At 29.0% G+C, this 20079-nt stretch carries 21 protein-coding genes; 15 read left to right on the top strand and 6 right to left on the bottom strand.

Going from position 1 to position 20079, the window contains the following annotated elements; translation table 11 throughout:
- The coding region (locus tag I4V51_RS05105; RefSeq protein ID WP_195987229.1) for a DUF1461 domain-containing protein at positions 1-226 on the top strand (226 nt) is incomplete at its 5' end.
- An 8-nt stretch (positions 227-234) separates the two neighbouring features.
- Here the strand turns inward: I4V51_RS05105 and I4V51_RS05100 are convergent.
- On the bottom strand, positions 235-864 hold the full coding sequence (locus I4V51_RS05100; protein WP_195987228.1) for an N-acetylmuramoyl-L-alanine amidase: 630 nt from the start codon (positions 862-864) through the stop codon (positions 235-237).
- A 388-nt stretch (positions 865-1252) separates the two neighbouring features.
- Here I4V51_RS05100 and nagZ point away from each other — a divergent pair, with 388 nt between their 5' ends.
- A complete protein-coding gene (gene nagZ, locus I4V51_RS05095; RefSeq protein ID WP_195987227.1) occupies positions 1253-2467 on the top strand; it encodes a beta-N-acetylhexosaminidase in 1215 nt (404 codons plus the stop codon).
- 89 nt (positions 2468-2556) lie between these two features.
- Complete coding sequence (locus I4V51_RS05090) at positions 2557-3702, top strand: glycosyltransferase family 2 protein (RefSeq protein WP_195987226.1); 1146 nt, start codon at positions 2557-2559, stop codon at positions 3700-3702.
- Between the two features lie 99 nt (positions 3703-3801).
- Here the strand turns inward: I4V51_RS05090 and nadC are convergent, their stop codons facing one another.
- The 3 genes from nadC to nadA are packed head-to-tail and all read right to left on the bottom strand — an operon-like array spanning position 3802 to position 6813.
- Positions 3802-4641, bottom strand: a complete 840-nt coding sequence (nadC, locus tag I4V51_RS05085; protein ID WP_195987225.1) for a carboxylating nicotinate-nucleotide diphosphorylase — start codon at positions 4639-4641, stop codon at positions 3802-3804.
- Positions 4619-5902, bottom strand: coding sequence for an L-aspartate oxidase (locus tag I4V51_RS05080; RefSeq protein WP_195987224.1), 1284 nt, complete (start codon positions 5900-5902; stop codon positions 4619-4621). The genes nadC and I4V51_RS05080 overlap by 23 nt, the downstream gene beginning before the upstream one ends.
- Before the next feature lie 5 nt (positions 5903-5907).
- Positions 5908-6813, bottom strand: coding sequence for a quinolinate synthase NadA (gene nadA / locus I4V51_RS05075; RefSeq protein WP_195987223.1), 906 nt, complete (start codon positions 6811-6813; stop codon positions 5908-5910).
- Positions 6814-7106: 293 nt separating this feature from the next.
- On the opposite strand from nadA, the gene I4V51_RS05070 reads away from it, so the two are divergent.
- Together I4V51_RS05070 and I4V51_RS05065 are read left to right on the top strand one after the other, a co-directional pair.
- Positions 7107-8483 (top strand): MBOAT family protein, encoded by a 1377-nt coding sequence (locus I4V51_RS05070; protein WP_195987222.1) that lies wholly within the window; start codon positions 7107-7109, stop codon positions 8481-8483.
- Between the two features lie 13 nt (positions 8484-8496).
- Positions 8497-9600, top strand: coding sequence for a DHHW family protein (locus tag I4V51_RS05065; RefSeq protein WP_195987221.1), 1104 nt, complete (start codon positions 8497-8499; stop codon positions 9598-9600).
- An 82-nt stretch (positions 9601-9682) separates the two neighbouring features.
- Here I4V51_RS05065 and I4V51_RS05060 read toward each other — a convergent pair whose 3' ends face one another.
- A complete protein-coding gene (locus tag I4V51_RS05060; RefSeq protein ID WP_195987220.1) occupies positions 9683-10201 on the bottom strand; it encodes an NUDIX hydrolase in 519 nt (172 codons plus the stop codon).
- A gap of 185 nt (positions 10202-10386) precedes the next feature.
- On the opposite strand from I4V51_RS05060, the gene I4V51_RS21095 reads away from it, so the two are divergent.
- The 7 genes from I4V51_RS21095 to I4V51_RS05025 all read left to right on the top strand — a co-directional run bounded on the left by I4V51_RS21095 (position 10387) and on the right by I4V51_RS05025 (position 17362).
- Entirely contained in the window at positions 10387-10977 is a 591-nt protein-coding gene (locus I4V51_RS21095; RefSeq protein WP_195987219.1) for a collagen-like protein, read from the top strand.
- Between the two features lie 14 nt (positions 10978-10991).
- The gene (locus I4V51_RS21350; protein ID WP_195987218.1) at positions 10992-12467 is read left to right on the top strand and encodes a collagen-like protein; all 1476 of its coding nucleotides are present in this window, start codon (positions 10992-10994) and stop codon (positions 12465-12467) included.
- Positions 12468-12788: 321 nt separating this feature from the next.
- On the top strand, positions 12789-13457 hold the full coding sequence (locus I4V51_RS05045) for an N-acetylmannosamine-6-phosphate 2-epimerase (protein WP_195987217.1): 669 nt from the start codon (positions 12789-12791) through the stop codon (positions 13455-13457).
- A gap of 51 nt (positions 13458-13508) precedes the next feature.
- Entirely contained in the window at positions 13509-14375 is an 867-nt protein-coding gene (locus I4V51_RS05040; RefSeq protein WP_195987216.1) for an N-acetylneuraminate lyase, read from the top strand.
- Positions 14376-14403: 28 nt separating this feature from the next.
- Complete coding sequence (locus I4V51_RS05035) at positions 14404-15945, top strand: sodium:solute symporter (protein WP_195987215.1); 1542 nt, start codon at positions 14404-14406, stop codon at positions 15943-15945.
- 3 nt (positions 15946-15948) lie between these two features.
- Positions 15949-16401, top strand: coding sequence for a YhcH/YjgK/YiaL family protein (locus tag I4V51_RS05030; RefSeq protein ID WP_195987214.1), 453 nt, complete (start codon positions 15949-15951; stop codon positions 16399-16401).
- A gap of 82 nt (positions 16402-16483) precedes the next feature.
- Positions 16484-17362, top strand: coding sequence for an ROK family protein (locus I4V51_RS05025; protein WP_195987213.1), 879 nt, complete (start codon positions 16484-16486; stop codon positions 17360-17362).
- Between the two features lie 61 nt (positions 17363-17423).
- Here I4V51_RS05025 and I4V51_RS05020 read toward each other — a convergent pair whose 3' ends face one another.
- On the bottom strand, positions 17424-18746 hold the full coding sequence (locus I4V51_RS05020; protein WP_195987212.1) for a DUF1002 domain-containing protein: 1323 nt from the start codon (positions 18744-18746) through the stop codon (positions 17424-17426).
- Positions 18747-19056: 310 nt separating this feature from the next.
- Here I4V51_RS05020 and I4V51_RS05015 point away from each other — a divergent pair, with 310 nt between their 5' ends.
- Genes I4V51_RS05015 through I4V51_RS05005 form a run of 3 tightly spaced genes read left to right on the top strand, consistent with a single transcriptional unit; the run spans position 19057 to position 20053 of the window.
- Positions 19057-19422, top strand: coding sequence for a DUF2089 domain-containing protein (locus I4V51_RS05015; RefSeq protein ID WP_195987211.1), 366 nt, complete (start codon positions 19057-19059; stop codon positions 19420-19422).
- 16 nt (positions 19423-19438) lie between these two features.
- The gene (locus I4V51_RS05010) at positions 19439-19816 is read left to right on the top strand and encodes a hypothetical protein (protein WP_195987210.1); all 378 of its coding nucleotides are present in this window, start codon (positions 19439-19441) and stop codon (positions 19814-19816) included.
- A 9-nt stretch (positions 19817-19825) separates the two neighbouring features.
- A complete protein-coding gene (locus tag I4V51_RS05005) occupies positions 19826-20053 on the top strand; it encodes a hypothetical protein (protein ID WP_195987209.1) in 228 nt (75 codons plus the stop codon).
- Positions 20054-20079: the final 26 nt, after the last annotated feature.

Below are 20079 nucleotides of genomic sequence, written 5' to 3'. Positions count from 1 at the left end.
TTTTATAGTATTATTAGGAGCATATATTACAGATTTCTCAAAAGCATTTATAATATTTCATAAAATATTTTTTAAAAATAATTATTGGATATTTGATGAAACTATAGATCCTATAATAAATGCATTACCAGAGGAGTTATTTATGATATATGGAGCTATAATATTAGCCATAGTTATATTAGCCGCTATAATAATTAAATTAATAAATAAAAAGATGCCTCGGTGAGGAAGCATCTATTTATCAGATTTTACTGATGAATAGATGGCCTCAGAGGCATTTTTTATTGCTGTAAATAAAGCTTCTGCACATTGGGCTTGTCCACTGGTAGAATTTAAAAATTTTTCGTCTGAAGAGTTGCTTACGAAGCCAAGTTCAACTAAAACAGAGGGGATATCATTTTTATTTAAAACTACTAATTCTGAATCAGATTTTATCCCTCTATTTTTAGTATAATTTAAGTTAGATAATTCAGTTTGTACAAGGTTGGCAAAATTTTCATTGCTAATATCTTTAGGGTTGTACCAAGTTTCTATTCCTTTGTAACTAGGAGATTCATCAGTAGTGTTACAATGAATAGAAATAAATAAATCTGAATTGTTTTTCTTTGAAATATTTACTCTTTCACAAAGGTTTTCCATTTCATCATCAGATAAAGAAAGATTATCTGAATCTCTTGTGTAAATCACATTAAAGCCTGAATTTTGAAGTAATTTCCCAAGTTTTAGAGAAATGTTTAGGTTTATATTTTTTTCTAATGCACCATTTACACCTGTAGCTCCATCATCCCAATCACCATGACCAGGGTCAATACAGATTGTTAGAGCATTTTCATTAAAGTTATTATTAGAATTAGATAATGCCAAATTTTTATCTTTAAAATTAGTATAGCTTTTAATAAGTAAAGTTACTAATAGTAAAATTAATATTAGTAAGCTTATAAGTTTTAATGGCTGTTTTTTTAAAATAGTTCTAGGACTGTTTTTGTTTTTTTTATCTTTAGTATTAATAATAATCAACACCTTATTATATATTTAAGAAATATCTTATAATCTAATTATACAAAGAAAGAATGAAAAGAATCTGAATTTTAAGTGATATTATTTATAAAGTTTTTAAATTTTAATATAAAGTAGAAAATAATATTTGAGTATGTTGTTAGTTGTTTTTGAAAATAATAAAAATATTTGAGTTAAGACAATAAAATAAATATGATTAATAAAATAAATGTATATTAAAGTTTAAAGAGGTAATATGAAAAAAATATTGAATGTTTTACTTGCAATATTTACTATATTAATTTTTATTTCATGTGTAAGTGAAAATGATAAGTTGCAAAGTAAAGAAAAAAAGTTAAATGAGGAGTTTAAGGAAAAAGAAGATAAAATTCAGATTTTAATTGATAATATGACTTTGCAAGAGAAAATAGGTCAATTACTAATTGTGGGTTTTGATGGAATAACATTAGATGATAATATAAGAAATTTAATTAAAAACAAATGTATAGGAGGAGTTATATTTTTTGGAGATAATGTTAATAGTTTAATGGAAGTTATTAATTTAATAAATGAATTTAAGGATATTAATAAGGAGAATAAAGTTCCATTATTTATTTCTGTTGATGAAGAGGGTGGAGTAGTTTCTAGGGTACCACAAGAGTTTAAAAAATTGCCTTCAGCACCTTATGTAGCTTCTTTTAATAGTAAAGAGATTTGTTATAAAGAAGGAGATATAATTGCAAATGAATTAAAGTTAAAGGGTTATAACATGGACTATGCACCAGTACTTGATATATTAAGTAATCCCCAAAATACTGTTATAGGAAATAGAGCTTTTGGGGAAAATGCAGAGATAGTTAGTAATTTAGCTGTTGAAGTTATGAGGGGAATACAGGATAATGGAGTTATATCTGTAGTAAAGCATTTCCCAGGACACGGTGATACAAGTGTAGATTCTCATTATGGATTGCCTTTAGTAGAAAAAAGTTTAGAAGAACTTAGGCAATTAGAGTTTATACCATTTGAAAATGCTATAAAAAATGGTGCAGATGCTATTATGGCTTCACATATTTTATTAAAAAATATAGATTCAGAAAATCCAGCTACTATGTCAAAGATAATTATTTCTAATATTCTTAGGGAAAGTATGGAGTTTAAAGGGGTTATTATTACTGATGACATGACTATGGGGGCTATTACAGAAAATTATAATATAGGAGAAGCTGCTATTAAATCAATTGAGGCAGGGGTTGATATAGTACTTGTGTGTCATGGATATGATAATGAGATTGAGGTTATAACTTCAATAGAAGAGGCTATAGCAAATGGGATTATTTCTGAAGAAAGAATTAACGAAAGTGTTTATAGGATATTGTATCTTAAAAATAAGTACAATTTAAAAAATGATAATTGTTCAGAGGTGGATAATGTTGAAGGTATAAATACTAAAATAGATAAATTATTTGACTAAGGTTAAATAATTATATAGTAATGCACATGTTGTAATAATATTTCTTATTATAATATGTGCATTAATTTTTATTTTAATAAAGGAGATAGATGGAGAAAAAAATTTCAATAAGTTTATGTATGATTGTTAAGGATGAGGCTAAGACTCTTTGTAGATGTTTAAATTCAGTAAAATCATTCATAGATGAAATTATAATAGTAGATACAGGATCGACAGATGAAACAAAGGAAATTGCATCAAAGTTTAATTCTAAAATATATGATTTTAAATGGATAAACAATTTTTCAGCTGCGAGGAATTTTGCATTTAGTAAGGCAACTAGTGATTATATAATGTGGTTAGATGGTGATGACTATATTAATGATGAAAATGTAAAAAAAATAAAATTATTGTTAGAGAATATGGATAATAGTTATGATTATGTAAGTGCAGAATATATATTGGCAAGAAATGAGCAGGGGGATGTAACTACATCATTAAGGAGAAATAGAATAGTTAAAAGAGCTTGTGGGTTTATTTGGATAGGAAATGTTCACGAATATTTAGATGTTTATGGTAGGGGGCTTGAAGGAAATTTCTCTATTGAGCATGGAAAAATTAAAGAATATACAGATAGAAATCTTAAAATATTTAGAAATATGGAGAAGGAAAATAAAAAGTTTACTCCAAGAGATATATATTATTATGCTAATGAACTCTTTGACAATGGATATTATAAGGAAGCTATAAAACAATATAGAAGATTTATAAATACTAATGAAGGATGGATAGAAGATGTAAAGGGAGCGTATTTAAAGATTATAAGAGCATTAAATATAATTGATAGGAAGGATAAAATAGTTGATATTGCATTTGAATCTTTTAAGTTAGATAATCCAACAGCTGAGATTTCATGTAGTTTAGGAAATTATTATCTTGAAAAGAATAATTTTAAACAAGCAGCTTTTTGGTATAGAGTTGCAATAGATTCAAGACCAGATGATTATAATATGGCTATTTCCAATAGTGATTATTATACATGGATACCAAGTTTGCAGTTATGTGTTTGTTACTATAATTTGGGGAATAAAAAATGTTCCTATTTTTTTAATGAATTAGCAGCAAGTTTTAATGGTGATTCAGAAAAGATTTTATATAATAGGGAGTTGTTTGAAAAGGAGTTTAAAGATTTAAATATGGAAGTTCCCAAATTAGAATATCCATTAAGATTAAGCGACTATACTAAGTATCTGTAGAAAAATATAGATAAATTATTTATTTGTTTGTATTCAAAATTGTAAAAAGTAATTACATTGACTAAAGTATAAAGTAAATGTAATTACTTTTTTAGGATGTTATAGTTGAGTAAAGTTTTTTAAAGAAATATCAAATGCTTTTACAGAATGAGTTAGTTCGCCAGATGATATAAAATCTACACCTGATAATGCATAATCTACTACTGTATCTAAAGTAATATTTCCAGAACATTCTATAAGTGCACGTCCATTTATTAATTTAACCATTTCACTAGCTTCAGAAGGGGACATATTATCAAGCATAATAATATCAGCACCAGCTTCAAGAGCTTCAAGTACATCGGTTTTAGATTCAGTTTCAACTTCTATTTTTCTAACAAATGAAGAATTAGTTTTTACTAATCTAATAGCCTCTTTTATGCTACCAGCATATCCAATATGATTATCCTTGATTAAAATTCCATCAGATAAGGAGAAACGGTGATTATTTCCACCACCTATTTTAACAGCATATTTTTCTAAGATTCTAAGATTAGCTGTAGTTTTTCTTGTATCTAAGATTTTTGTGTTCAACCCTTGAAGTTTAAGTGCATATTTACTAGTTAGAGTTGCAATTCCACTCATTTTTTGAAGTAAATTTAAAGCAACCCTTTCACCCATTAAAATATTAAGAGCATTACCTTCAACTTCACCAATTATATCTCCATTATTAACTTTAGAACCTTCTAAAACTGATGATATAAAAGTCACTTCACCTAATATGGTGAATACTCTTTCAAACACAGGCAATCCACAAATTATACCATCTTCCTTAGCTATAAGAGAAGCTTTAGCTTTAGAACCTTTAGTTACTATTGAAGAAGCTGTAATATCACCATAAGGAATATCTTCTTCTAATGCATTTTTTATTATTTTATCAACAATTAAATAGTTTAGCATATCTATTATCAACCTTTCCTTTTAAGTAGTTTATTAATTCCTCATAAGAATCTAATGCATATGAAGTTGGACTATTAATAATTTCTTTAAAATCTATTTCAGATATTTTAGAGTTAATATTTTCAGCGGCTTGTTTGCTAAAAACTAATGCTTCTAATAGAGAATTACTAGCAAGTCTATTACTTCCATGTACTCCAGTACAGCTAGCTTCACCAACAGCATAAAGATTATTCATAGAAGTTCTAGAAAATAAATCTACTTTAATTCCTCCCATGCAGTAATGATGAGCAGGGGCTATTGGAAGTAAATCCTTATCCATTTCAAATCCTCTTTTTAAACATTCATTATATAAGAAAGGAAACCTACCCATTAAAAATTCTTTTGATTTTTTAGTTATATCTAGGTAAACATAAGGTTTATTAGGTGTATTTTCTATTTCTTTTAATATTGCGGAAGAAACTATGTCTCTAGGAAGTAAAGAATCAATAAATTCCTCTTTATTTTGATTTAGTATTATTCCACCCTCACCACGTAAAGATTCAGATAAAAGCAATTTTTTGCCTTTAGATTTTGGCTCATATAAAACAGTTGGGTGAAGTTGTAAATATTCCATATCCTTAATTTCAATATTATTTTTTAAGCTAATATTAAGACCATCTCCAGTTAAATATTCAATATTAGTAGTTGAATTAAATATTCCACCAATACCTCCGGTAGCTAAAATAGTAAATTTGCTATTTACTGTGGAAGCTACAGAGTTATGTTCTATAACTCCACCGTAACAATTATTATCTTTACATATTAAATCTACTAGTTTTGTATTTTCTAACATGGTAATATTATTTTTATTAGATACAATATTTAATAAAGTTTCAGTAACGTATTTTCCAGTTTCATCTTTAACATGAACTATTCTAAATTTGCTATGGCCACCTTCTCGTGTATATTTTAAATTATCATTATCTTTATCAAATGGTACTCCGATTTCAACTAGATTATTAATATTTTCAATAGAGTTTTTTATTAATAATTTAACAGCTTCAGTATCATTATGATAATTTCCAGCTTTCATTGTATCATTAAAATAATTTTCTTCATCAAAAATACCTAGAGAAGTGGAAATTCCACCTTGAGCAAGATAGCTATTACAATCTTTAAAAGTATTTTTAGTTATCATTAATATCCTAATATCATCTCTTAAATTGAGAGCAGTATAAAGGCCTGCAATACCTGTTCCAACTATTAAAACATCATAATTCATATTTCTTATACAGATAAAAGATGCATATTTTCTAAAGCTTTATGAGCTTTTACTCTAAGCTCTTCGTCAATACGAACCTCAAATTCTTCATTTTTTAAACAATTATATAAATCATTAAGAGATATTTTTTTCATATTAGGACAAATCATTCCTGTTTTAGTAGGAATAAAAGTTTTATTAGGACTTTTTAATTTCATTTCATAGAAGACACCTTCTTCAGTTACAACTATAAAGCCGGATGCAGTGGAATTGGCGCTATAGCTAATAAGTTCAGAGGTACTGCCTATATAATCAGCTAAATCACGAACTTCCTTATTACATTCAGGATGAACTAAAACTAGATAATTTGGATATTGTTCTTTTAATGATATAATTTCATCTTTTTCAATTCTTTCGTGAGTTGGACAAAATCCAGGGTATAAAGTAAAGTTTTTATTAGGCAATTGTTCTGCTAAATATCCACCTAAATTTCTATCAGGTAAAAATATTATTTCATCGGAATCCAAGTTGTTTAATATATCAATAGCTGACGATGAAGTAACACAGACGTCAGATAAAGCTTTTATATCTAAATTTGAATTAATATAACTCACAACTTTAGCAGTGGGATGCTTGTCCTTTAAATCTTCTAGGCGATTAACCAAAGCCATATCAGCCATAGGACAAGTTGTACTATTGGATGGAATAAGTACCTTTTTATGTGGAGAAAGTATCTTTGCACTTTCAGCCATAAATTTTACACCACAAAATATTATTAAATCTTTTGAGCTTTCCATAGCTTTTTTACTTAAAAAATAAGAATCACCAACTATATCGGCTATTTCTTGAATTTCGTCACATTGATAAAGATGAGCAACTATTAATGCTTTTTTTTCTTCTTTTAATTTTAGTATTTCTTCTTTTAAGTTCATTTTGACACTTCCTTTTATTTCATTTACAGGTGTATATACACAAGGTTAACATAAAAATATACATAATTCAATAATTACTAATAATGCCTTTGAGGTAAATAAAATAGTCATTTATATAGAAATACACTAAGATGAAAGCTTATAAATATATTTCAGAGGAAAAAAATAAAGTCTTTATAAGGAACAAATTTGTATAGAATAGAGTCTAATTAAGATGAGAAAAATATTTAATAAATCTTTTTAGGAAGGTTCCAATATTTTTTTGTTAGTATGTATACGAAAGAGAGAAAATTATGGTTTTTAGTAGTATTTTATTTATATTTAGGTTTCTGCCGATAGCAATGATTCTATATTTTCTAACTCCTAATAAATTTAAAAATTTAACTCTGTTAGGTGTTAGTTTGGTTTTTTATTCATGGGGAGAGCCTAAGTACTTTTTAATAATGTTAGCATCAATATTTGTAGACTACTTGGTTAGTAGAGGAATAGAAAAATATAGAAAAAGTAAAAATATAAGTATTATATTTTTATTTATATCTATATTATTTAATTTAGGAATGTTATTTTTCTTTAAATATTTTAATTTCTTCTTAGAAAATATAAATAATATTTTAGGTATATCATTAAAGTATGTAGAGATAACATTACCTTTAGGAATTAGTTTTTATACTTTTCAAACTATGTCTTATACCATAGATGTGTTTTTAGGAAAGGTTAAAGCCGAAAAAAATATTGTAAATTTTGGAGCATTCGTATGTTTATTTCCGCAACTTATAGCAGGGCCTATAGTTAAGTATACTGATATAAATGTTGCATTAAAAAATAGAAAAGTAGATATATATATAATTCAAGAAGGTATAAAATTATTTATACTTGGATTAGGGAGTAAGGTGATTATAGCAAATAATATAGGATCACTTTGGTCAGAAATTGAAGCAAAGGGATTCTCAGAAATTGGAACAGTAATAGCATGGATATCTATTTTAGCTTTTGCGTTTCAAATATATTTTGATTTTAATGGTTATTCATTGATGGCAATAGGACTTGGAAAAATACTAGGCTTTGATTTTCCAAGAAATTTTAATTATCCTTATATATCAAGAAGTATAACTGAATTTTGGAGAAGGTGGCATATTACACTGGGGTCTTGGTTTAGAGAATATGTTTATATACCTTTAGGTGGTAATAGAGTAGGAAGATTAAGACTTTATATAAATCTTTTTATAGTATGGGTTTTAACAGGATTTTGGCATGGAGCTAGCTATAATTTTATATTATGGGGAATATATTTCTTTATGTTAATAAGTATAGAAAAAGCGGGATTACTAAGATTTTTAGAAAAAAACAAAATAATATCACATATATATTCAATATTCTTTATAATCATTGGCTGGGCGATATTTGCAGTAGTAGACATAGAACAATTAAAAATATTATTACAAAGAATGTTTACTATAAATATAGACAATGAATGGATATATTATATAAGAAATTATGGAATTACGTTTATAATTGCTACATTGTTTTCAACACCAATAATAAAAAGAATATATAATAAATTTATAAAAAATGATATTTTAAATACAATAATTTTAATAACGATATTTTTATTATGTATAGCTTATTTAGTTGATGCAACTTATAATCCTTTCCTATATTTTAGGTTTTAGGAGGTAATATTAAATGAAGAAAAATTACTTAGTATATACTTTTATTTCAATAATTGTAGTAATAACAATAGTTAGTTTTGTTAGTAATGATAAGGAATTTTCAGAATTAGAAAACAGAAATTTAAAAACAAATGTAACATTTTCTTTTAAAGAGTTCTTAAATGGAAGTTTTCAAGAAAACTACGAAAAGTATATAAATGATCAATTTCCTATAAGGGATAAATGGATAAGCTTAAAATCTATAGGTGAATATGCATTAGGTAAGATAGAAAATAACGGAATAATATATGGAGAAAATGGCAAGCTTTTTGAGAAGTTTGATTTATTAAATGAAGAAAGATTAATTAATAATATTGAAACGATAAAGAATTTTGGAGAAAGATATAAGGGGAAAGTTTCATTAATGGTAATTCCAAATTCTTATGAGATATATAAAGAAAATTTACCATTTGGATCGTCTCAAATTATGCAGGAAAAAATAATTGATGAAATATATAAATACTCAGCATATACTAATAATGTAGATGTAATGAAAGAGTTAATTAATAATAAAGAAAAATATATTTATTATAATACAGATCATCACTGGACAACATATGGAGCATATTTGGGATATTGTAGTTTTATAAGTTCTATTGGGGGTAATGCAATAAGTTTGGATGAATTTGAAAAGGTTGAAGTACCAAGTTTTTATGGAACATATTATTCAAAGGCAAAACCTTTTAATATAAACTCAGATATTCTTACCTATTATAAATTTAATAATTTAACACTAGAAATAGTAGGTGATAAAATCTATGATTCTGTATATGACTATTCTAAAGAAGGTTTAAGAGATAAATATGCAATGTTTTTATATGGTAACAATCCTTTAACTATAATAAAAAATAATTCTATTAAAAATAATAAAAAAATATTAGTTATAAAGGATTCTTTTGCAAATTCATTAATTCCATTTTTAACTGAAAACTATGAGGAGATTCATGTAGTTGATTTAAGAAGTTTTAGTAGCAAATTAAGTGAGTATTTAGATGGAAATACCTTTGACAATATTTTAATACTATACAACTTTATAAATTTATCTACAGAAAATACTATTTTAAAGCTTAAATACTAAAATAATATTTATAAAAATAAATGGAAGGTTAAAGCTTATATTAAAGATTTAACCTTCCATTTAATATTTATTTAATTGCTTATTATAAAAATGATAAAATACTTATAGTTTTAGTATCTATAATATCTCCATTTCTAATCATATTTTTAATTTCATCTAAGGTAAAAATTTTAATATCTGTAAATTCATCTTCATCACATGATTTTGTTCCTTTATATAAATTACTAGCTTTATATAAATGGATTATTTCGTCACAAAATCCGGGTGCTGTAGCGATACATCCAAGATATATCATTTCTTTAGCTTTATAGCCAGTTTCTTCTTCTAATTCTCTATGAGCACAATTTATAATTTCTTCATTTTTATCAAGCTTTCCAGCAGGAATTTCAAGTATAGTTTTTTCAAGTGGTTTTCTAAACTGTTCTATTAGTATTACTTGATTATCATTTAGAAATGGGATTATAGCACAAGCACCAGGATGTTTAACTATATCCCTATTAGATAGATTTCCATCAGGTAATTTAACATCTACATTTATTAGATCTAAATAGTTACCATTATATATTATAGTTTCTTTAACCGTAGCTTCATAAAACTTCATAAATATATCTCCTTGTATATAATAGTTTTAAATATTTTATTTTTAAGAATATTATACCATAAAAGTAAATGTAATATGATGGAGTATTTTGTCTAAATGCTATGTAACAATAACATTTTAAAAACATAATATGAAAGTATGGATAAACCAAATGATAAATTAGAATGTAATATTGGGAGGACAAAATGCGATACTATAGCAATTCAATGAATAATCCTAATAATAGGAATAGATCAAATAGAAAAAATAGAACGTCTAGAAATAAAATGAATCAGTACAATATCTGGGATGAGAATGAAGATTTGTATTCAGATAATATTGATGAAAGCATGGAGTATTCTTCTAGGGAATATTGTGATGATGAATGTGAGGATTGTTGCATTGGACCGAGGGGACCAAGAGGACCAAGAGGACCAAAGGGTGAACCAGGATGTAGAGGGCCACAAGGTTGTCCGGGACCTAGGGGAAAAACAGGACCAACAGGGCCAACCGGAGCAAGAGGAGCAACCGGAGCACAAGGACCAACAGGACCACAAGGACCAACAGGGCCAGTAGGAGCAACAGGAGCAACAGGAGCAACAGGGGCAAAAGGAGCAACAGGAGCACAAGGACCAACAGGGTCAACCGGAGCAACTGGAGCAACAGGAGCACAAGGAGTAGCTGGAGCAACCGGAGCACAAGGACCAACAGGACCACAAGGACCAACAGGGCAAGAGGAGCAACAGGAGCAACAGGAGCAAGAGGAGCAACAGGAGTACAAGGACCAACAGGAGTAACAGGACCACAAGGAGTGACAGGACCACAAGGAATAACAGGACCACAAGGGCCAATAGGACCAACAGGACCAACCGGAGCAAATGGAGCACAAGGACCAACAGGGCCAACCGGAGCAACTGGAGCAAGAGGAGCAACGGGAGCACAAGGAGCAACAGGAGCAACAGGAGCAACCGGAGCAACTGGGGCAACAGGACCACAAGGTATCCAAGGAGAGCAAGGGCCACAAGGTATTCAAGGACCACAAGGTATCCAAGGAGAGCAAGGGCCACAAGGTATTCAAGGAGAACAAGGTATCCAAGGAGAACAAGGGCCACAAGGTATTCAAGGAGAACAAGGACCACAAGGAGTGACAGGTGAAAGGGGACCAGTGGGAGCAACAGGAGCAACAGGAGCAACAGGAGCTACAGGGGCAACTGGGGCAACAGGAGCAACAGGAGCTACAGGGGCAACTGGGGCAAGAGGAGCAACCGGAGCAACTGGGGCAACAGGACCACAAGGTATCCAAGGAGAGCAAGGGCCACAAGGTATTCAAGGACCACAAGGTATCCAAGGAGAGCAAGGGCCACAAGGTATTCAAGGACCACAAGGTATTCAAGGAGAACAAGGGCCACAAGGTATTCAAGGAGAACAAGGACCACAAGGAGTGACAGGACCACAAGGGCCAATAGGACCAACAGGACCACAAGGAGTAGCTGGAGCAACCGGAGCAAATGGAGCACAAGGACCAACAGGGCCAACCGGAGCAACAGGAGCAACAGGAGCAACAGGAGCTACAGGGGCAACTGGGGCAAGAGGAGCAACCGGAGCAACTGGGGCAACAGGACCACAAGGTATCCAAGGAGAGCAAGGGCCACAAGGTATTCAAGGACCACAAGGTATCCAAGGAGAGCAAGGGCCACAAGGTGTTCAAGGAGAACAAGGTATCCAAGGAGAGCAAGGGCCACAAGGTATTCAAGGAGAACAAGGACCACAAGGAGTGACAGGTGAAAGGGGACCAGTGGGAGCAACCGGAGCAACAGGAGCAACCGGAGCAACAGGTCCATCAGGAACTATAAGTGACTATGGAATAATGTTTAGAGAGTTTGGAAATGAGCAAGTTGTATTATATGGATACAATGTAAACTTCGCAGAAAATGATATCACAGGAGAAAATATAAGGCATATTGAAAATAGTACTGACATAGAATTGTCAGGAAATAAATCATATTTTGTTAAGTATACAGTATCTTATTCAATTAATTCTTATAGTTCAGAATTATCTAGAGATAGTAAGGCGATTATTTTTGCATTGACTGATAATAATGGAAATATTATTTCTGGTAGTGAGCACGTGGCATCAATTTCAAGGGATGTATATTCTAATAGTATTTCATTAGGATTAATAATTGCTCCTGAAGAAGATTATGTTATACGATTAACTAATTTAACTCAAGATATTAAGAGTGTCAAAGTTAATGCAGCTACAGTAACAATATTTAGATTAGCATAAAGAGTCTATTTAGATAGGTAGTGTAAAATTTGTTTTAGGATCACTAATTTATATTTTAGTGATCCTTTTATTTTAATAAATATTAGAAATGAAATGTATAAAATGAAAATAAGTTTCAAACGTTTTTTTCTAATTATAACTAATAAAATGAAAATATATTTCTTTATATTAAATAAAAAATACAAAAATACATTAATAGTGTAAAATTATAACAATAAAATGAAAAAAAATTCCGAAAAGGGTTGCATAGTAAATGATTACATGATATTATTAAGTCAATGAATGAAAAATATTTTCTTGAATACCAAGGGGTGAATGTATATGTTTAATGAAATAAGAGGAAAGCTTATAGTTTCTTGTCAAGCTTTAGAAGATGAACCATTACATAGTTCTTTTATAATGGGAAGAATGGCTAAAGCAGCTAAAGAAGGTGGTGCGGTTGCTATAAGAGCTCAAGGAGTAGAGGATATATTAGAAATAAAAAGAGTTACGGCACTACCGATTATTGGAATAATAAAAAAAGTTTATAGTGATTCAGAAATATATATAACTCCAACAAAAGAAGAAGTGGACAAGCTGCTTACTACTAAGTGCGAAATGATTGCTTTAGATGCTACTAATAGAACTAGACCAAATGGAGAGTCATTAAAAGAGTTAATAGATTATATAAAGGATAATGGAGTATTAGTTATGGCTGATATATCTACTTATGAGGAGGCAATAAAAGCAGAACAGTTAGGAGTTGATTGTGTATCTACAACGTTGTCGGGATATACTGATTATTCAACTCAAGGAGATGGACCAGATTTAGAGCTTATTAGCAAGCTAGCTAAAGATTTAAAAATACCTGTAATTGGGGAAGGTAAGATAAATACTCCTAATGAATTAAGAGAAGCATTAAAATGTGGAGCACATTCATGTGTAGTTGGAGGAGCAATTACAAGACCACAATTAATAACAAAGAAATTTGTTAATGCATTAAATAAGTAAATAATTTTTTTAAAATAATAATTAAAAGTTTATAAAATGGAGGGTTTAACAATGAAGGGAATTTATTCAGCATTATTAGTATCATTTGATAAGGAAGGAAATATCAATGAAAAGGGATTAAGACAAATTATAAGACATAATATTGATAAAAATAAAGTTGATGGTTTATATGTAGGTGGTAGTACAGGTGAAAACTTTATGCTATCAACAGAAGAAAAGAAAGAAATATTTAGAATTGCAAAAGAGGAAGCAAAAGATGCAGTTAAGTTAATAGCACAAGTAGGGTCTATTAATGTTAAGGAATCAGTAGAGCTTGCAAAATATGCAACAGAACTTGGATATGATTCTTTATCTGCAGTAACACCTTTTTATTATAAATTTGATTTCCAAGAAATTAAGGATTACTATAATACAATAATCAACTCAGTAGATAATACTATGATAATTTACTCAATTCCATTTTTAACAGGAGTAAATATGAGCTTAGATCAATTTGCAGAGCTATTTGAAAATGAAAAAATAATAGGTGTTAAGTTTACAGCTGCAGATTTTTATTTATTAGAAAGAATGAGAAAGAGATTCCCTGATAAATTAATTTATGCTGGATTTGATGAAATGATGTTACCAGCAACTGTTTTAGGAGTTGATGGAGCAATTGGTTCAACATTTAATGTAAATGGTAAGAGAGCAAGAGAGATATTTGAATTAACTAGAGAGGGAAGAATAGCTGAAGCTTTAGAAGTTCAACATGTAACAAATGATTTAATAACAGATATTTTAGCTAACGGATTATATGGGACATTAAAACTATTATTAGAAGAAGAAGGAGTTGAAGCTGGATATTGTAGAAAACCTATGAAAGAAGCTACTCCAGAAATGATTGAACAAGCTAAAGTTATTTATAACAAATACTTCTAAAATTTAAAGGTATAAGGGAGTGAGTGAAATGAAAGGTTTTACATGGATTGATATGGTTGTGCTAGTAGTATATTTAGGGGCAGTTTTATTAGCAGGGCTAGCATTCTCAAAGAAAGAAATGAAGGGTAAAGAATTCTTTAAAGGGGATGGAACTATTCCTTGGTGGGTTACATCAGTTTCTATATTTGCTACGTTACTAAGTCCAATATCATTCTTATCATTAGCAGGAAATTCTTACGGCGGAAGTTGGATTTTATGGTTTGCACAATTAGGTATGCTTATTGCAATTCCATTAACAATAAGATTTTTCTTACCTTTATATAGTAGATTAAAAATAGATACAGCTTATGAATATTTAGAAATAAGATATAAAAATAAAGGTCTTAGAATACTTGGGGCTATAATGTTTATAGTTTACCAAATTGGACGTATGTCAATAATTATGTATTTACCTTCAATGGTATTAGCTCAACTTACGGGAATAAACGTTAATTTATTAATAATTGTTATGGGTGTTATTGCAATAATATACTCATATACAGGAGGATTAAAATCAGTATTATGGACTGATTTTATTCAAGGGATGGTATTAATAGTTGGTGTAACATTTGCTTTAGGATTCTTATTATTTAATATTGATGGTGGAATAGGAGCAGTATTCGGTGAATTAGCTGGAGGAAAGTTCTTAGCACCAACAGATGTTGTTTTTGATATAAACATATTAAAGAGCAGTGCATTTATAATATTAGTAGGTGCAGGATTTAACACATTCTCATCTTATATATCAAGTCAAGATATAGTACAAAGATTTACTACTACAACAGATATAAAACAATTAAAGAAAATGACTTATGGTAATGGTGTATTATCAATATTCTTAGCTACTGTATTTTACTTAATAGGAACAGCATTATTTGTTTTCTATAATCAAAATCCAGCACTATTACAAACTGCACAACAAGACCAAATATTTGCATCATATATAGCTTTCCAATTACCAGTAGGTATTACAGGTATATTATTAGCAGCTATTTATGCAGCATCACAATCAACGTTATCAACTGGATTAAACTCAGTTGCAACAAGCTGGACATTAGATATTCAATCTAAAATATCTTCTAAAGAGTTAAGTTTTGAAAAACAAACTAAGATAGCTCAATATGTATCATTAGGAGTTGGTATTGTATCAATTTTAGTATCTATGATACTTGCTAATGGAGAAATTAAATCAGCTTATGAATGGTTTAATAGCTTTATGGGATTAGTTCTTGGAGTATTAGCAGGAATCTTCGTTTTAGGAGCATTCACAAAGAAAGCAACAAGCTTAGGTGCTTATGTAGCCTTTGGAGTATCAGCAGTATTAGTTGTGTTCTTAAAATATAATGTTCCAAGTGTAACTTCATGGGCATATGCAATTATATCTATTTCAACATCAGTAGTTGTTGGATATATAACAAGTTCTATAGAATTAGCTGTAACAGGAAAGAAAGCAGATACTCTAGAAGCTGCAACAGTTTATTGTGATAGACAAACTGATGAGGTTTTAAGAGGCGAGTTAGAAGGAGTATAAAATATGATTTTTGGAAATATAAAAGACAAAGAAAGATATAGTTTTATAGATGAAAGAATTTTAGCATGCTTTAAATATTCTCTTGAAAATGATTTAAAAACATTTAATATAGGAAGTCATGAAATTAATGGTGATGATGTATTTGTTAATATTGTATCTTATAATACAGTTGATAAAGATGAGAGATTTTGGGAAGCTCATAGAAAGTATATTGATGTTCACTTAATATTGGATGGAACAGAGAAAATTTTACTTAATCATATTGATAATTTAGAGCAAAAGGAATATGAAGAAGACAGTGATTTCTTACCTCTAAATGGGAATGAATCAGCAAGTGTGATATTAGAAAAAGGTGACTTTCTAATATGCTATCCAGAAGATGCTCATATGACAGCTATAAGAGTAAATGAAAGTGAAAATATAAATAAAGCAATATTTAAAGTGAAAATAGTTTAAAATAAATAAGGGGAGTATTTCTATACTCCCTTTTAAGCACTTAGATTAATAGTAAGTTAAAAAAAGTAGTAAGGGTGATATTATGAAAAAATATATTTGTATAGATATTGGTGGAACAGCAATAAAATACTCAGTTACAAGAGAAGATGGTAAAATAATTACAATGTCCCAAATGGATACAGAAGCAAGAAAAGGCGGTTTATCAATTTTAGAAAAAGCAAAAGATATAGTAAGAAAGTATATTGTTGAATATAAAGTAGATGGTATATGTGTATCAACTGCAGGGATGGTAGATCCTAATGAAGGAAAGATAGTATATGCATCTAATTTAATACCTAATTATATAGGTGTTGAAATTAAAAAGGAATTAGAAAAGGAATTTAAAGTAAGATGCGAGGTAGAAAATGATGTTAATTGTGCTGGATTAGGTGAGTTTTGGCTTGGAGCAGCTAAAAACTCGCATTCTTGTGTATGTCTTACTATCGGTACAGGAATAGGAGGATGTGTTATAATTAATGGAAAAGTACTTCATGGATTTAGTAATAGTGCTGGAGAAGTTGGATATATGAAAATAAATGGAGAGGATCTTCAAGATGTGGCGGCAACTAGTAAGTTAGTAGAGAAAGTTGCAGCAAGAAAAAATATTGATAAATCTGATATTAATGGTAAAATAATCTTCGATTTAGCTAAAAAGGGTGATATTGATTGTATTGAAGAAATAGATAAATTAGTAGATAATTTAACATTAGGAATTTCTTATATTGTTTACGTTATTAATCCAGAGGTGGTAGTACTTGGTGGAGGTATAATGGCACAAAAAGAATATTTAGAGGAAAAAATAAAAACGTCATTAAAAGAAAAGCTTATAGAAAGTGTTTACAATAATGTGAGAATAGAATTTGCAGAAAATCAAAATAATGCAGGAATGTTGGGAGCTTTATATAATTTAAAAAATAGATAGTTATAAAATATAAATAGAGAAATTGAAAAATCTCCCATGATTTTGCATGAGAGATTTTTTATTATTGATTATTTGTATTTTCAGGATTAGCTATATTATTTTGATTCTGAGAAGTATCTACATTTGAGTTATCTGTATTGTTAGTAGTAGAATTTATATCATTTGTTTTATTATTATCTTCTTCAGAAGAAGGTTTTTCATTAGTATTTTCTTCAGGTGTAGTTATAGTATCGTCTGTAGTATTTGAATTAGTATCTTCAGGGCCACCTATAATAGGAGTATCAACTTGGTCTGTAGAACTTTGATTATTTTCAGATTCATTTGTATCAGAGTTACTATCAAATAAGTCAGTAAACCAGTCCCAGATTTTTTGGAAGAAACCTTTGGCTTCTTCGGTAGTTGGTAATTTTATAGCATCTTTATCAGTTGCATCAACTACAACATTATTACCTAAAAGATTATCATTAGTTGTTTCTAATATTCCTAAATCTTTATCGTTATTATTAAATAAACCAGTGAACCAATCACCAATTCCAGTAAACCATTCTTTTATAGAATCAATTACGCCAGTTGATACTTTTTCACCCATTTCATCTAGCTTTTGATTAACTACGTCTTTAACGCTATTTAAAGCATCTTTCATCTCTTTATAATCATAATCTTGTGCTGCAACCTTAGCCATTAAACTTTCTAATTGTTGTTGTTGTTCTGGTGTTAAAGTTATATTGTAATTATTAGTCACATTATTTATTGTATCTGCAATTTGGATAGTATCTTGAGTATTATTTTTTATGATTTCAGTCTTTATATCATTAATTACTCCAGTAGCTTTATCTTGTCCAATATCTTCACCTAAGTCACCAGTTATAACTAATTCTTCAGATGCGATTTCTTTCTTTTCTTCATCAAGAGGTTCGCCAGTAGCGTCTTCGAAAGCTTTCATTATTCCAGTTAAGGCACCAGTACCACTAACTCCTCCTGATAATGGAGTCATAGCTACTACGTTTGCATCAGTAATTCCACAAGTTGTAAGAGTACTTGCAATCATAGAAGAAGTAACATATGTTAAGTTTACAGTTTTAACATTAATTGCACTTCCCTTTTTAGTAGGTTGTACATATGCACAAGAATAAGTTCTTGTACCTATTTGAGCTTCAGGAGCTATTCCTTCTAAGTATTTTCTTTCTTCTTGATTATTAACTTCTAATACAACTACTTCATTTTCTTTTACTCCAAAGTAGTCTAGAACTATTTGCTTTTGCTCATCAGTTAGGTTTGCACCTAGTGTTACTACATTAGCAACATCAGCAAAAACTGGTGTTACATTTCCTAAAATAATTGCACCACATATAAGTAATGCTGAAATTCTCTTCTTTAATCCCATAAGTATCTCCTTTTTAAATAAATTATTTCAATGATAAGGTAATAAAATTACCTAAATGGAATTAGATAGTTAAAGCAGTATGTATTACCTATTTTAATAAATTATATATGATTAATTTATTAAAATCAAACGAACAATTTCTTAAAAAAGATTAAAATAATATTATTATAAGAAAAATTAATTGAGATATTAAAAAAATTAATAAAATAAATAAAAAAATAAAAAAAGTTAATATCATAATTAAAAATATTAAACAGATAATTTACAAATAATAAAAATAATGGTAATATATAGATAAGGAGTGAGTTGCGTGTATAAGGTTTTAAGTAAATGTCCTGTATGTAATCAAAATCTTAAAGTTATAAGATTAAAATGTGCAAGGTGTAGTACAACTATAGAAAATGAATTTAGTTTATCAAAATTTGATTATTTAACTTCTCAACAACTTTATTTTATAGAAACTTTTGTAAAATGCAGAGGGAGTATAAAAGATGTAGAAAAAGAGTTAGGTATATCTTATCCAACAGTTAGAGCAAAGCTTGATGAAGTAATACTAGCTTTAGGATATGATGTTATAAAGGAAACGCAAAGTAAAAAGGAAAAGACAGATATTTTAGAAGCTTTAGAAAAAGGAGAAATATCTGCAGATGAGGCTTTAAAAAATTTAAAAGAATAATTGGAGGTATAAGAGAATGAATGAAGAGGTTATGAGAATTTTAAATATGGTTGAGGAAGGAAAGTTAAATGCTGATAAAGCAAAGGAGCTTATAGATGCATTAGAACAACCAAGTCAAGAAATAATCACAGTTAAGGATTATGATAATAAGATGTTAAGGGTCAATATTGAAAGTCATGAAGGAGATGAAGTAAAACTTAAATTACCTGTTAAAGTAATAAAAACAATAATAAAAGCTACTGGTAAATTACCTATGATGTCAACAAATGTAGATGGAGTAAATATGGATGAATTAATGGATATTATAAGTAGTTCATTAGATTCTTCTGTTATGGGAGAAATATTAAATATAAATTCAGCAGATGGAGATATAGTTAAAATTTTAGTTGAATAGGTGATGGTTATGAAAATTAATATAAATTCAAAAGATACTAATTTATCAATTCCAGTTCCATTATCACTTGCTAGTACATGTATAAGATTAATTCCAAGCAAAGAAATTAGTAAAGAAGATAAAAAAACTATTTTAGCCATGATTAAGTGTTGTAAGAAAGAGTTGAAAAATTATAAGGGGCTTGAAATTGTTAATATAACTTCAGCAGATGGGGATAAAGTTAGAATAATAGTTTAATTTATTAAATAACTATAAGTGCATTT

It is taken from the genome of Clostridium sp. D53t1_180928_C8, assembly GCF_015667795.1.
GTDB lineage: Bacteria > Bacillota > Clostridia > Clostridiales > Clostridiaceae > Clostridium.
This window is presented reverse-complemented; position numbering and strand designations above follow the sequence as displayed.

Bases quoted from the DNA above. Each gene is read 5' to 3' on its own strand.
- nagZ (WP_195987227.1), top strand. From the start codon at position 1,253: ATGAAAAAAATATTGAATGTTTTACTTGCAATATTTACTATATTAATT.
- I4V51_RS05090 (WP_195987226.1), top strand. From the start codon at position 2,557: ATGGAGAAAAAAATTTCAATAAGTTTATGTATGATTGTTAAGGATGAG.
- nadC (WP_195987225.1), bottom strand. From the start codon at position 4,641: ATGCTAAACTATTTAATTGTTGATAAAATAATAAAAAATGCATTAGAA.
- I4V51_RS05080 (WP_195987224.1), bottom strand. From the start codon at position 5,902: ATGAATTATGATGTTTTAATAGTTGGAACAGGTATTGCAGGCCTTTAT.
- nadA (WP_195987223.1), bottom strand. From the start codon at position 6,813: ATGAACTTAAAAGAAGAAATACTAAAATTAAAAGAAGAAAAAAAAGCA.
- I4V51_RS05070 (WP_195987222.1), top strand. From the start codon at position 7,107: ATGGTTTTTAGTAGTATTTTATTTATATTTAGGTTTCTGCCGATAGCA.
- I4V51_RS05065 (WP_195987221.1), top strand. From the start codon at position 8,497: ATGAAGAAAAATTACTTAGTATATACTTTTATTTCAATAATTGTAGTA.
- I4V51_RS05060 (WP_195987220.1), bottom strand. From the start codon at position 10,201: ATGAAGTTTTATGAAGCTACGGTTAAAGAAACTATAATATATAATGGT.
- I4V51_RS21095 (WP_195987219.1), top strand. From the start codon at position 10,387: ATGCGATACTATAGCAATTCAATGAATAATCCTAATAATAGGAATAGA.
- I4V51_RS05045 (WP_195987217.1), top strand. From the start codon at position 12,789: ATGTTTAATGAAATAAGAGGAAAGCTTATAGTTTCTTGTCAAGCTTTA.
- I4V51_RS05040 (WP_195987216.1), top strand. From the start codon at position 13,509: ATGAAGGGAATTTATTCAGCATTATTAGTATCATTTGATAAGGAAGGA.
- I4V51_RS05035 (WP_195987215.1), top strand. From the start codon at position 14,404: ATGAAAGGTTTTACATGGATTGATATGGTTGTGCTAGTAGTATATTTA.
- I4V51_RS05030 (WP_195987214.1), top strand. From the start codon at position 15,949: ATGATTTTTGGAAATATAAAAGACAAAGAAAGATATAGTTTTATAGAT.
- I4V51_RS05025 (WP_195987213.1), top strand. From the start codon at position 16,484: ATGAAAAAATATATTTGTATAGATATTGGTGGAACAGCAATAAAATAC.
- I4V51_RS05020 (WP_195987212.1), bottom strand. From the start codon at position 18,746: ATGGGATTAAAGAAGAGAATTTCAGCATTACTTATATGTGGTGCAATT.
- I4V51_RS05010 (WP_195987210.1), top strand. From the start codon at position 19,439: ATGAATGAAGAGGTTATGAGAATTTTAAATATGGTTGAGGAAGGAAAG.
- I4V51_RS05005 (WP_195987209.1), top strand. From the start codon at position 19,826: ATGAAAATTAATATAAATTCAAAAGATACTAATTTATCAATTCCAGTT.